The sequence below is a fragment of the Enterobacter sp. S-33 genome (assembly GCF_028735835.1).
In the GTDB taxonomy this organism is placed as follows: domain Bacteria; phylum Pseudomonadota; class Gammaproteobacteria; order Enterobacterales; family Enterobacteriaceae; genus Enterobacter; species Enterobacter vonholyi.
Genome location: NZ_CP117838.1, coordinates 1564507 through 1577414 on the forward strand (window position 1 = coordinate 1564507; position 12908 = coordinate 1577414).

8 protein-coding genes are annotated in these 12908 nt (G+C 55.4%); 6 read left to right on the top strand and 2 right to left on the bottom strand.

Annotated features, from left to right (window positions below; translation table 11 throughout):
• The 6 genes from mukF (at nucleotide 1) to PUP35_RS07320 (ending at nucleotide 9854) form a co-directional block, all read left to right on the top strand.
• A complete protein-coding gene (mukF, locus tag PUP35_RS07295; RefSeq protein ID WP_041910621.1) occupies nucleotides 1-1323 on the top strand; it encodes a chromosome partition protein MukF in 1323 nt (440 codons plus the stop codon).
• Entirely contained in the window at nucleotides 1304-2008 is a 705-nt protein-coding gene (gene mukE / locus PUP35_RS07300; RefSeq protein WP_008499954.1) for a chromosome partition protein MukE, read from the top strand. Before mukF ends, mukE begins: the two co-directional genes overlap by 20 nt.
• Nucleotides 2008-6459, top strand: coding sequence for a chromosome partition protein MukB (mukB, locus tag PUP35_RS07305; protein ID WP_133294105.1), 4452 nt, complete (start codon nucleotides 2008-2010; stop codon nucleotides 6457-6459). Before mukE ends, mukB begins: the two co-directional genes overlap by 1 nt.
• A gap of 177 nt (nucleotides 6460-6636) precedes the next feature.
• Nucleotides 6637-8460 (top strand): L,D-transpeptidase, encoded by a 1824-nt coding sequence (gene ldtD / locus PUP35_RS07310; protein WP_274242467.1) that lies wholly within the window; start codon nucleotides 6637-6639, stop codon nucleotides 8458-8460.
• 174 nt (nucleotides 8461-8634) lie between these two features.
• Entirely contained in the window at nucleotides 8635-9186 is a 552-nt protein-coding gene (locus PUP35_RS07315) for a YcbK family protein (RefSeq protein ID WP_032639289.1), read from the top strand.
• Between the two features lie 20 nt (nucleotides 9187-9206).
• Nucleotides 9207-9854 (top strand): MBL fold metallo-hydrolase, encoded by a 648-nt coding sequence (locus PUP35_RS07320; protein WP_008499950.1) that lies wholly within the window; start codon nucleotides 9207-9209, stop codon nucleotides 9852-9854.
• Nucleotides 9855-9902: 48 nt separating this feature from the next.
• On the opposite strand, the gene aspC is transcribed toward PUP35_RS07320, so the two are convergent.
• Together aspC and PUP35_RS07330 are read right to left on the bottom strand one after the other, a co-directional pair.
• Nucleotides 9903-11093 carry an aspartate transaminase gene (aspC, locus tag PUP35_RS07325; RefSeq protein WP_033145106.1) on the bottom strand — a complete coding sequence of 397 codons (1191 nt, stop codon included), beginning with the start codon at nucleotides 11091-11093 and terminating at the stop codon, nucleotides 9903-9905.
• A gap of 184 nt (nucleotides 11094-11277) precedes the next feature.
• Complete coding sequence (locus PUP35_RS07330; protein WP_047651295.1) at nucleotides 11278-12381, bottom strand: porin; 1104 nt, start codon at nucleotides 12379-12381, stop codon at nucleotides 11278-11280.
• Nucleotides 12382-12908: the final 527 nt, after the last annotated feature.

Sequence of the window (12908 nt, forward strand, 5' to 3'; positions counted from 1 at the left end):
ATGAGTGAATTTTCCCAGACAGTCCCCGAACTGGTTGCCTGGGCCAGGAAAAACGATTTCTCCATCTCGCTGCCGGTAGACAGACTCTCTTTCCTGCTGGCGGTTGCCACGCTGAACGGCGAACGGCTGGATGGTGAAATGAGCGAGGGTGAACTGGTGGATGCGTTCCGCCATGTCAGTGATGCGTTTGAGCAAACCAGCGAAACCATTAGCGTGCGTGCCAACAACGCAATCAACGATATGGTGCGTCAACGTCTGCTGAACCGCTTTACCAGCGAGCAGGCGGAAGGAAACGCCATCTATCGTCTGACGCCACTGGGCATCGGCATCACCGATTATTATATCCGCCAGCGTGAATTTTCCACGCTGCGTCTTTCCATGCAGCTCTCGATCGTGGCGGGTGAGCTTAAGCGCGCCGCCGACGCGGCGGATGAAAACGGTGACGAATTCCACTGGCACCGTAACGTCTACGCGCCGCTGAAATATTCGGTGGCCGAGATTTTCGACAGTATCGATCTCACCCAGCGCCTGATGGACGAGCAGCAGCAGCAGGTGAAAGACGATATCGCACAGCTGCTGAATAAAGACTGGCGAGCGGCCATCTCCAGCTGTGAACTTCTGCTGTCAGAAACCTCCGGCACGCTGCGTGAGCTCCAGGATACGCTGGAAGCCGCAGGGGATAAGCTTCAGGCGAACCTTCTGCGCATCCAGGATGCGACCCTGGCGCACGACGATCTGCACTTTATTGACCGTCTGGTGTTCGACCTGCAGAGCAAACTCGACCGTATTATCAGCTGGGGCCAGCAGTCGATCGACCTGTGGATCGGCTATGACCGACACGTGCATAAATTTATCCGTACCGCGATCGATATGGATAAAAACCGCGTGTTTGCTCAGCGTCTGCGTCAGTCGGTGCAGACCTATTTCGATGCGCCGTGGGCGTTGACCTACGCCAATGCCGATCGTCTGCTGGATATGCGTGACGAAGAGATGGCGCTGCGCGATGAAGAGGTGACCGGTGAACTGCCGCCGGATCTGGAATACGAAGAATTTAACGAAATTCGCGAGCAGCTTGCGGCGATGATCGAAGAACAGCTCGCGGTCTACAAAACCAGACAAGCTCCGCTGGATCTTGGACTCGTGGTGCGCGACTATCTGGCGCAATATCCTCGTGCGCGCCACTTCGACGTTGCCCGCATTGTGGTAGATCAGGCGGTGCGCCTGGGTATCGCGCAAGCAGATTTCACCGGACTGCCGCCGAAGTGGCAGCCAATTAACGATTACGGAGCCAAGGTACAGGCGCATGTCATTGACAAATATTGAACAAGTGATGCCGGTTAAGCTGGCACAGGCGCTGGCGAATCCGTTATTTCCGGCGCTGGACAGCCAGCTGCGTGCCGGTCGTCACATTGGCTTAGACGAGCTGGATAATCACGCCTTTTTGATGGACTTCCAGGAGTACCTGGAAGAATTTTACGCGCGCTACAACGTGGAGCTTATCCGAGCGCCGGAAGGGTTTTTCTACCTGCGCCCGCGCTCCACGACGCTGATTCCGCGTTCCGTGCTCTCCGAGCTGGATATGATGGTCGGCAAAATTCTTTGCTACCTCTACCTCAGCCCGGAACGTCTGGCGAATGAAGGGATCTTCACCCAGCAGGAACTTTACGACGAGCTGTTGACGCTGGCAGATGAGAGCAAGCTGCTCAAGCTGGTGAACAACCGTTCCACGGGTTCGGATCTTGACCGTCAGAAATTACAGGAAAAGGTTCGCTCTTCCCTGAACCGTCTGCGTCGTCTGGGAATGGTCTGGTTTATGGGCCATGACAGCAGCAAATTCCGCATTACGGAATCTGTCTTCCGCTTCGGCGCCGACGTGCGTGCGGGCGATGACGCGCGTGAAGCGCAGCTTCGCATGATCCGTGACGGTGAAGCGATGCCGGTGGAAAACCATTTGCAGCTCAATGATGAGCATGAAGAGAATCTGCCGGATAGCGGGGAGGAAGAGTAATGATTGAACGCGGTAAATTTCGCTCACTGACGCTGATTAACTGGAACGGCTTCTTTGCCCGAACGTTCGATCTGGATGAGCTGGTCACGACGCTCTCCGGCGGTAACGGGGCGGGTAAATCCACCACCATGGCGGCCTTTGTCACGGCGCTGATCCCTGACCTGACGCTGCTTCACTTCCGTAACACCACCGAAGCGGGGGCAACAAGCGGCTCCCGTGATAAAGGTCTGCACGGTAAGCTGAAGGCCGGCGTCTGTTATTCGGTTCTGGACGTCATTAACTCCCGCCATCAGCGTGTAGTCGTGGGCGTGCGCCTGCAGCAGGTCGCCGGCCGCGACCGTAAAGTGGATATCAAGCCGTTTGCGATTCAGGGCTTGCCGACCTCCGTGCAGCCGACGGCGCTGCTGACGGAAACTCTGAACGAACGCCAGGCGCGCGTGCTAACGCTGCAGGAGCTGAAAGATAAGCTCGAAGCGATCGAAGGCGTGCAGTTCAAGCAGTTCAACTCGATTACCGACTACCACTCGCTCATGTTCGATCTGGGCGTGGTGGCGCGTCGTCTGCGCACGGCATCAGACCGAAGCAAATACTATCGCCTGATTGAAGCGTCTCTGTACGGCGGTATCTCCAGCGCGATTACCCGCTCCCTGCGCGACTACCTGCTGCCGGAAAACAGCGGGGTGCGTAAGGCCTTCCAGGATATGGAAGCGGCGCTGCGTGAAAACCGTATGACGCTGGAAGCGATACGCGTTACCCAGTCCGATCGTGACCTGTTTAAACACCTGATCAGCGAAGCCACCAACTACGTGGCGGCGGACTACATGCGCCACGCCAACGAGCGCCGCGTCCACCTCGATCAGGCATTAGAATACCGTCGCGAGCTGTTTACCTCCCGTAAACAGCTGGTGGCCGAGCAGTACAAGCACGTCGAAATGGCGCGCGAACTCGGTGAGCACAACGGTGCCGAGGGCGACCTTGAAGCCGACTACCAGGCCGCCAGCGACCACCTGAACCTGGTGCAAACTGCGCTCCGTCAGCAGGAAAAAATCGAGCGCTATGAAGCGGACCTCGACGAGCTGCAGATCCGTCTCGAAGAGCAAAATGAAGTGGTGGCCGAAGCCGCCGACATGCAGGAAGAGAACGAAGCCCGCGCCGAAGCCGCCGAGCTGGAAGTGGATGAGCTGAAAAGCCAGCTTGCCGATTACCAGCAGGCGCTGGACGTGCAGCAGACGCGCGCGATTCAGTACACCCAGGCACTGCAGGCATTGCAGCGCGCGAAAGAGCTGTGCCATCTGCCTGACCTGACGCCGGAAAGCGCCGACGAGTGGCTGGATACCTTCCAGGCCAAAGAGCAGGAAGCCACCGAAAAACTGCTGTCCCTCGAACAGAAAATGAGCGTCGCGCAAACGGCGCACAGCCAGTTTGAGCAGGCTTATCAGTTAGTCGTTGCGATTAACGGCCCGCTGGCGCGTAGCGAAGCCTGGGACGTTGCCCGTGAGCTGCTGCGCGACGGCGTGAACCAGCGCCATCTGGCCGAGCAGGTTCAGCCGCTGCGTATGCGTCTGAACGAGCTGGAGCAGCGCCTGCGCGAGCAGCAGGAAGCCGAGCGTCTGCTGGCGGAATTCTGCAAGCGTCAGGGAAAAAATTACGATTTCGACGAGCTTGAGGCCCTGCATCAGGAGCTGGAAGCGCGTATCGCTGCGCTTTCAGACACGGTCTCCAGCGCCAGCGAACAGCGTATGACTCTGCGTCAGGAGCTGGAGCAGCTTCAGTCCCGTTCGAAGACGCTTCTGGAGCGGGCGCCGGTCTGGCTGGCGGCTCAAAGCAGCCTGAACCAGCTCAGCGAACAGTGCGGCGAGCAGTTCGAATCCAGTCAGGAAGTGACAGAATACCTGCAGCAGCTGCTGGAGCGCGAGCGCGAAGCCATTGTTGAGCGTGATGAAGTGGGCGCGCGCAAGCGTGACGTTGACGAAGAAATTGAACGCTTAAGCCAGCCGGGCGGGTCAGAAGATCCGCGCCTGAATGCACTCGCCGAGCGTTTTGGCGGCGTGCTGCTGTCCGAGATTTATGACGATGTAGGTCTTGATGATGCCCCGTACTTCTCCGCGCTGTACGGTCCATCCCGCAACGCGATAGTGGTCCCGGATCTGTCGCTGATTTCTGAGCAGCTTGCCGGCCTGGAAGATTGTCCGGAAGATCTCTACCTGATCGAAGGGGATCCGCAGTCGTTCGATGACAGCGTATTCAGCGTCGACGAGCTGGAAAAAGCGGTGGTGGTGAAAATCGCCGACCGTCAGTGGCGCTATTCCCGCTTCCCTGAGCTGCCGCTGTTTGGCCGCGCCGCGCGCGAAAGCCGCATCGAAAGCCTGCACGCCGAGCGTGAAACGCTGTCTGAACGTTTTGCGACCCTGTCGTTTGACGTGCAGAAAACCCAGCGCCTGCACCAGGCGTTCAGCCGCTTTATCGGCAGCCATCTCGCCGTGGCATTTGACGCGGATCCGGAAGCCGAAATCCGCAAGCTCAATACCCGCCGTGGCGAGCTTGAACGTGCGATTGCCAGCCATGAAAGCGACAACCAGCAGAGCCGCGTCCAGTTCGAGCAGGCGAAAGAGGGCGTCGCGGCCCTTAACCGCATTCTGCCGCGTCTGAATCTGCTGGCGGATGACACCCTGGCCGATCGCGTGGACGAGATCCAGGAGCGTCTGGATGAAGCGCAGGAAGCCGCGCGCTTCGTGCAGCAGCACGGCAATCAGCTGGCGAAGCTGGAGCCTGTTGTTTCTGTTCTGCAGAGCGACCCGGAGCAGTTTGAGCAGTTAAAAGAAGATTATGCCTGGTCACAGCAGGTGCAGCGCGAGGCGCGTCAGCAGGCGTTTGCCCTGACGGAGGTGGTGCAGCGTCGCGCCCACTTCGGCTACTCCGATTCGGCGGAAATGCTAAGCGGTAACAGTGACCTGAACGAAAAGCTGCGTCAGCGTCTTGAGCAGGCTGAAGCGGAACGTACTCGCGCCCGCGAAGCAATGCGCAGCCACTCCGCTCAGCTGAACCAGTACAACCAGGTGCTGGCCTCGCTGAAAAGCTCCTTCGACACCAAGAAAGAGCTGTTAAACGATCTGCAGAAAGAGCTTCAGGACATCGGCGTTCGTGCCGACAGCGGGGCAGAAGAGCGTGCGCGTATCCGTCGTGACGAACTGCATTCGCAGCTCAGCAATAACCGTGCGCGTCGTAATCAGCTGGAAAAAGCGCTGACCTTCTGCGAAGCCGAAATGGATAACCTGACCCGTCGCCTGCGCAAGCTGGAACGCGATTATCACGAAATGCGTGAGCAGGTCGTGACCGCCAAGGCGGGTTGGTGCGCGGTGATGCGCATGGTGAAAGATAATAACGTCGAGCGTCGTCTGCACCGTCGCGAGCTGGCATATCTCTCCGCCGATGAGCTGCGTTCCATGTCGGATAAGGCGTTGGGTGCCCTGCGTCTGGCGGTGGCGGATAACGAACACCTGCGCGATGTCCTGCGCATGTCAGAGGATCCGAAACGTCCTGAACGTAAAATCCAGTTCTTCGTGGCGGTTTACCAGCACCTGCGCGAGCGTATTCGCCAGGACATCATCCGTACTGACGATCCGGTCGAAGCCATCGAACAGATGGAAATCGAGCTGGGCCGTCTGACGGAAGAGCTGACCTCCCGCGAGCAGAAGCTGGCAATCAGCTCCCGCAGCGTAGCGAACATTATTCGTAAAACCATTCAGCGCGAGCAGAACCGTATCCGCCAGCTCAACCAGGGGCTGCAGAGCGTGTCGTTTGGTCAGGTGAACAGCGTGCGCCTCAACGTTAACGTGCGTGAAGCGCATGCCACCCTGCTGGAAGTGCTTTCTGAGCAGCACGAGCAGCATCAGGATCTGTTTAACAGTAACCGTCTGACCTTCTCCGAAGCGCTGGCGAAGCTCTATCAGCGCCTGAACCCGCAGATTGATATGGGGCAGCGTACGCCGCAAACCATCGGTGAAGAGCTGCTGGACTACCGTAACTATCTGGAAATGGAAGTTGAGGTAAACCGTGGCTCAGACGGCTGGCTGCGTGCGGAATCCGGAGCGCTCTCTACCGGTGAAGCGATCGGTACCGGTATGTCAATTCTGGTGATGGTGGTACAGAGCTGGGAAGACGAAGCGCGCCGCCTGCGCGGCAAAGACATCTCCCCATGCCGACTGCTGTTCCTTGATGAGGCTGCGCGTCTTGATGCGCGCTCCATTGCCACGCTTTTTGAGCTTTGCGAACGTCTCGATATGCAGCTCATCATTGCGGCACCTGAGAACATCAGTCCCGAAAAAGGGACAACCTACAAGCTGGTGCGTAAAGTGTTCCAGAACAGCGAACACGTTCACGTTGTTGGGCTGCGTGGCTTTGCGCCGCAGCCGCCAGAATCATTGCCTGAAACCACGGCGGACGCTTCCTGAAGCGTCTTCTGACCCGAAGCGGCGCCCTGGCGCCGCTTTTTTTTAAACTTAACTTGTGCTTAGGGCTGCGTTATCTTTAAACTTCTTTACATAAGGTAAGGCAACAGCTTAGCCGTCTACCTATAATGAAAGAAAGCCCCAACGTGATGGGCATGTCGTGAAAACAGGGGGCAAGGGATGTTGCTTAAGAAAGAATGTGGTCGTCAGCTGTCGGCGCTAAGTTTATGCCTGGCAGTGATGTTTGCTCCACTGTTAACCGCCCAGGCCGACGAGCCTGAAATTGTGCCGACTGACAGCTCGGCAACGACGGGCGTGCAGCCAACGTCGTTGTCCCAGCCTCTGGACCAGTCTCCGGCAACGGCTATCATGGCCGGTATTAAACCGCTGCCGGAAGGCATCGACGCCGAATCGCTCAGCCAGCAGCTGCAGTCGGGGCTGCCGTCCGGGTACGCGCCTGTCTATCTCAATCAGCTCACGCTCCTTTATGCTGCCCGCGATATGAAACCGATGTGGGAAAACCGCGATGCCGTTCGCGCCTTCCAGCAGCAGCTGGCGGAGGTTGCGATTGCAGGGTTTCAGCCGCAGTTTACAAAATGGGTTGAGCTGTTAACCGATCCTGCCGTCACCGGGCAGGCGCGGGACGTGGTGCTTTCCGATGCCATGATGGGCTACCTGCAGTTCGTGGCGGGTATTCCGGTCAACGGCAACCGTTGGCTTTACAGCGATAAGCCGTACAAGCTGGCGACGCCGGCACTGTCGGTGATTAACCAATGGCAGTTAGCGCTGGATAACGGCGAACTGCCGCGCTTTATCGCCAGCCTCGCACCGGCGCACCCACAATATGCCACTCTGCACCAGTCGCTCCTCGCGCTGGTGGGTGACTCGCGCCCATGGCCTCAGATGCGCGGCACCGCGACGCTGCGTCCGGGGCAGTGGAGCAGCGATGTGCCTGCCCTGCGCGAGATCCTGACTCGCTCCGGTCTTCTTGATGGCGGGCCACATATTGCGTTGCCAGGCGACGATCCGCAAAACGCGGCGGTCAGCCCGTCAGCTCCCGTGAAAGAGAAAAAAACGATTGCCGTCAGCAATAAACCCGCAGCATACGATCGCGAGCTGGTTGCGGCAGTGAAGCAATTCCAGAGCGCACAGGGGCTGGGGGCCGATGGCGTCATTGGCCAGACGACGCGAGACTGGCTGAACGTATCGCCTGCGCAGCGGGCAGGTGTGCTGGCGCTCAATATCCAGCGTTTGCGCCTGCTGCCTGGAACACTCTCTACCGGAATTATGGTTAACATTCCGGCTTATTCCCTGGTCTATTATCAGGACGGTAGCGAAAAACTGGCGTCGCGCGTGATTGTCGGACGTCCGGATCGTAAAACACCGATGATGAGCAGCGCGCTGAATAACGTGGTGGTTAACCCACCGTGGAACGTGCCGCCGACGCTGGCGAGAAAAGACATTCTGCCGAAGGTCTGGAACGATCCGGGGTATCTGGAACGTCATGGCTATACGGTGATGCGCGGATGGAACAGTAAAGAGGCCATCGATCCTTATATGGTCGACTGGTCGACAATTACGGCTTCTAATCTGCCGTTCCGTTTCCAGCAGGCACCCGGGGCGCATAACTCTTTAGGGCGTTACAAGTTCAATATGCCGAGTTCAGACGCTATCTATCTGCACGATACGCCGAACCACAACCTGTTCCAGAAAGATACTCGCGCGCTGAGTTCCGGCTGCGTACGCGTGAACAAAGCCTCGGAGCTGGCCAATATGCTATTGCAGGATGCGGGCTGGAACGATACGCGCATTTCGGATGCCCTGAAGCAGGGGGATACGCGTTACGTTAATATTCGACACAACATTCCGGTCAATCTCTACTATCTGACGGCGTTTGTTGGCGAAGACGGGCGTACTCAGTACCGTACAGATATTTACAATTATGATCTCACCGCGCGATCCGGCGCACAAATTTTGCCAAAAGCGGAACAATTAATCAGGTAAATGAAGCAGTTCGGGAAAAATGATTGTCGTAAGTTAGGGTGAATAAGGGGCAATATCGCTGTAAGCCGCGTATTCACTGGGGTTGGGCGCCTTGACGTACCCGGTTTTGCCAGTTAAGGTGCCCTTCGTGCGCTAAGCATATTACGATTTCTTTTACCTGTAGACCTGATTATCATGGACAAATTTGACGCTAATCGCCGCAAACTGCTGGCGTTAGGTGGTGTTGCGCTTGGCGCAGCGGCCATCTTGCCGACGCCAGCATTTGCCACCCTCTCGACACCTCGTCCGCGAGTTTTAACGCTCAACAATCTTCATACCGGTGAGTCGTTAAAAGCGGAGTTTTTCGATGGCAGAGGCTATATTCAGGATGAATTAGCAAGACTTAACCATTTTTTCCGTGATTTCCGCGCGAATAAAATAAAAGCCATCGATCCAGGACTGTTTGATCAGCTTTTCCGCCTTCAGGGCCTGCTGGGCACCAGCAAGCCGGTTCAGCTCATTTCTGGCTATCGCTCGATTGATACCAATAATGAACTGCGCGCCCACAGTCGCGGGGTAGCGAAAAAAAGCTATCACACGAAGGGACAGGCAATGGACTTCCATATTGAAGGCGTTTCGTTAGCCAATATTCGCAAAGCTGCGTTATCTATGCGCGCAGGTGGTGTAGGATATTACCCCAGCAGCAACTTTGTGCATATTGATACCGGTCCGGTTCGGCACTGGTAATAACGAAACACAGGAGCAGTATGAACTATCGTATTATTCCGGTTACCGCGTTCTCCCAGAATTGTTCATTGATCTGGTGCGAACAGACTAAACTGGCCGCGCTTGTCGATCCCGGCGGTGACGCTGAGAAGATCAAGCAGGAAGTCGCCGACAGCGGCGTGACGCTCATGCAGATTTTACTGACGCATGGTCACCTCGACCATGTGGGTGCAGCGGCTGAACTGGCTGAACACTACGGCGTGCCGATAGTCGGTCCGGAAAAAGAAGATGAGTTCTGGCTGCAGGGGTTACCCGCCCAAAGCCGCATGTTTGGCCTGGATGAGTGTCAGCCACTGACGCCCGATCGCTGGCTGAACGAAGGAGAGCGCGTTAGCATAGGGAATGTGACTTTACAGGTGTTGCATTGTCCTGGGCATACGCCAGGCCATATCGTCTTCTTTGATGACCAGTCCCGTCTGCTGATTTCCGGCGATGTGATTTTCAAAGGTGGCGTAGGACGCAGCGATTTTCCGCGCGGCGATCACGGTCAACTGATTCAGTCGATTAAACAGAAGTTATTGCCGCTGGGTGATGATGTAACGTTTATCCCTGGACACGGTCCGATGTCGACGCTGGGCTATGAACGGCTCCATAACCCGTTCCTTCAGGATGAAATGCCTGTCTGGTAACCCGAATAAAAAAAGCCTGCATAACGCAGGCTTTTTTATGGGCGCAAATTACAGTACGGCGACAATCGCTTCGCACAGTGGCGCCATGTTGTCAGGCGTCATGCCTGCAACGTTCACGCGGCCAGAGGCCACGGCGTACACGCCAAACTCTTCACGCAGACGCAGAACCTGCTCTTTGGTCAGGCCGCTGAATGAGAACATGCCGTTCTGTTTGATGATAAAGCTGAAGTCGCGATCCGCGCCTTTCTCAGCCAGGGTGTTCACAAACAGCAGGCGCATGCGCTGAATACGCTGACGCATATCGTTCAGCTCTTGTTCCCAGATAGCGCGCAGCGCATCGTTGCTCAGGATAGTCGCAACAACAGACGCACCGTGTGCCGGTGGGTTAGAGTAGTTAGCGCGGATAACCGATTTCATCTGGCTGAACGCACGATCGACGGTCTCTTCGTTAGCGGCAACCAGCGTACAGGCACCCACGCGCTCATTGTACAGACCAAAGTTCTTGGAGTAGGAGCTTGCGACAATCAGCTCCTGGTGCACGGCGGCGAACGCGCGCAGGCCTTCGGCATCTTCTTCCAGACCACGGGCGAAGCCCTGGTAGGCAAAATCAAACAGCGGCAGCCAGCCTTTCTCTACGGACAGCTTCGCCAGGTGTTGCCACTGCTCAAGCGTCGGGTCGATACCGGTTGGGTTGTGGCAGCAGCCGTGGAACAGCACCACGTCACCTGCCTGCGCCTCGCTCAGGCTCGCCAGCAGGCCGTCAAAGTCGAGAGAGTGGTTTGCCGCGTCGTAGTAGGCGTATTCACGCACTTCCAGACCCGCAGAGTTAAACACGCTCTTGTGGTTCGGCCAGCTTGGGTTGCTTACCCATACGCGCTTAACAGAAGTGTTTTTCGCAAGGAAATCCGCCGCCACGCGCAGCGCACCGGTACCGCCTGGGGTCTGTGCTGTGCGGGCACGTTTGTCACTCACAATTGCACTGCCTTTACCGAACAGCAGCTCCTGGGTGCAGCGACCAAATTCAGGGATACCATCAATACCGAGGTAGTTTTTGGTGGTTTCGTTTTCCAGCAGATACTGCTCAGCTTTCTTAACGCTGGTCAGTACCGGAGTTTTGCCGGTTTCATCTTTATATACACCAATACCCAGGTTGATTTTGCCAGGGCGGTCGTCGGCACGAAACAGATCGGCCAGGCCCAGAATCGGGTCGGCAGGAGCGGCGGTAATGTTCTCAAACATGACGAAGTTCCATTGTGATTACAGAAGTGAAATCCGCTATCAGGTTAACGGTAGATTTACAAAATGCCAACCGTTTGCGACGAAAAGCGTGCGGCTTTTCAAAAGTCGCCATTATTTTCTGTCAGGCATAAAAAAACAGGGCCGAAGCCCTGTTCATTAAGCATATAACAAAGTGGTGTTCTGATTAGAACTGGTAGGTTACGCCAACGGTAGCCTGGTTGTCAGAGCCAACCCAGCTGGTGGACGCATCTTTGTCGTCCAGCAGGTTGAAGCGGTAGTCACCGTACACGTTGAAGTTCTTGTTGAAGTAGTAAGTCGCACCAGTGGTGATGTATTTCGCCAGGTCACGGTCGCCGATGCCGTTCAGGTCTTTACCTTTGGACTGAACGTAAGAAACGGAAGGACGCAGGCCGAAGTCGAACTGGTACTGAGCGATAACTTCGAAGTTCTGAGTCTTGTTAGCAATGTTATAAACATTACCATCATCATTCGGAACATAGTTTTCGCCGCTGTTACCCAGGCGGCTCATGTTGCGAGTCTCTGCATAAACGGTCGCGAGGTAGATGTTGTTTGCGTCGTATTTCGCGCCAACAGCCCAGGATTCAGCTTTATCGCCTTTACCATCTTTTTTCTGCTCAAGCGTACGGTTAGCGGTGCTGTAGGCACCGATCAGACCGAAGCCTTCGCCGAACTCGTAGCCCAGTGACAGACCAACGCCGTCGCCGTTTGCTTCATTCAGGTTTTTACGATCGTTTTTACCCTGGTATTGAACGCCAAAGTTCAGACCATCAACCAGACCGAAGAAGTTGTTGTTACGGTAGGTCAGCAGGCCAGTAGAACGGCTGGTCATGTAGTTATCAACATAACCGCCACCCCAGGTTTCGCCAGAGAAGGATGGAGCCATATCGGTGTAGGATTCTACGTCATACACGATACCGTAGTTACGACCGTAGTCCAGAGAACCCGCGTCAGCGATTTTCAGGCCAGCGAAAGCCAGACGAGTTACGTTAGTCTGGTCACCTTCAGCTGCACCGGCGCGTGCACGGTATTCCCACTGGCCGTAACCGGTCAGCTGATCATTGATCTGAGTTTCGCCTTTGAAGCCGATCTGGCCATAAGAGGAGTCAGCGTTTTTGTGTACGCCAGAAGTGGTGAAGCCGTGTTCACCCACAACTTTACCGTAGAAGTCCAGCTTGTTGCCGTTCTTGTTATAGATTTCTGCAGCGTTAGCTGCACCGGCTACCAGCAGGGCAGGGATTACCACTGCCAGAATATTGCGCTTCATCATTATTTATTACCCTCATTGGTTTTTTTATGACACTCGCCACTGCCGTCAATAAATTCTGTCAATAAATATTTCCGGAACTATTGATGAGAGTTAGGTGTCTTTATGTATCTGACAGGCATCTTTCCATTCGCCGAAGCGTTTCGCTAGCCTGAAAGTGCTACAATTCTCAAGATTGAGTAACAGAAAGAAAATATGTGTAACTAAATATGTATTTTTGGGAACTTTGTGAACCACCTCAAACTTCAGAGTGCCCTGGCGAATTAAACAACAGAGCATATCCTATATATATGAATTCCTTATGATTAATTTGGATAAAGGCAATTCATATAAACAGACGCTAAACGACCCGTTTTTTCTTATGACTCCTGAAAGCCTTCTGGATGGCTGTAAAAATGGTTGAAATTTGTGCTATTACCCGATGGTGAAATAATCGCAATAAGAATAGGGTTTATTTTTTGTGGCTGGATGTTTCGCGGAAACAAAACGTAACAGGTAGTGGTTGTGACGGGGCGAAGGTTTAAAGACGC

Coding starts and splice junctions, on each gene's coding strand:
- ldtD (WP_274242467.1), top strand. CDS start 6,637: ATGTTGCTTAAGAAAGAATGTGGTCGTCAGCTGTCGGCGCTAAGTTTA.
- mukE (WP_008499954.1), top strand. CDS start 1,304: ATGTCATTGACAAATATTGAACAAGTGATGCCGGTTAAGCTGGCACAG.
- PUP35_RS07315 (WP_032639289.1), top strand. CDS start 8,635: ATGGACAAATTTGACGCTAATCGCCGCAAACTGCTGGCGTTAGGTGGT.
- mukB (WP_133294105.1), top strand. CDS start 2,008: ATGATTGAACGCGGTAAATTTCGCTCACTGACGCTGATTAACTGGAAC.
- PUP35_RS07330 (WP_047651295.1), bottom strand. CDS start 12,381: ATGATGAAGCGCAATATTCTGGCAGTGGTAATCCCTGCCCTGCTGGTA.
- PUP35_RS07320 (WP_008499950.1), top strand. CDS start 9,207: ATGAACTATCGTATTATTCCGGTTACCGCGTTCTCCCAGAATTGTTCA.
- mukF (WP_041910621.1), top strand. CDS start 1: ATGAGTGAATTTTCCCAGACAGTCCCCGAACTGGTTGCCTGGGCCAGG.
- aspC (WP_033145106.1), bottom strand. CDS start 11,093: ATGTTTGAGAACATTACCGCCGCTCCTGCCGACCCGATTCTGGGCCTG.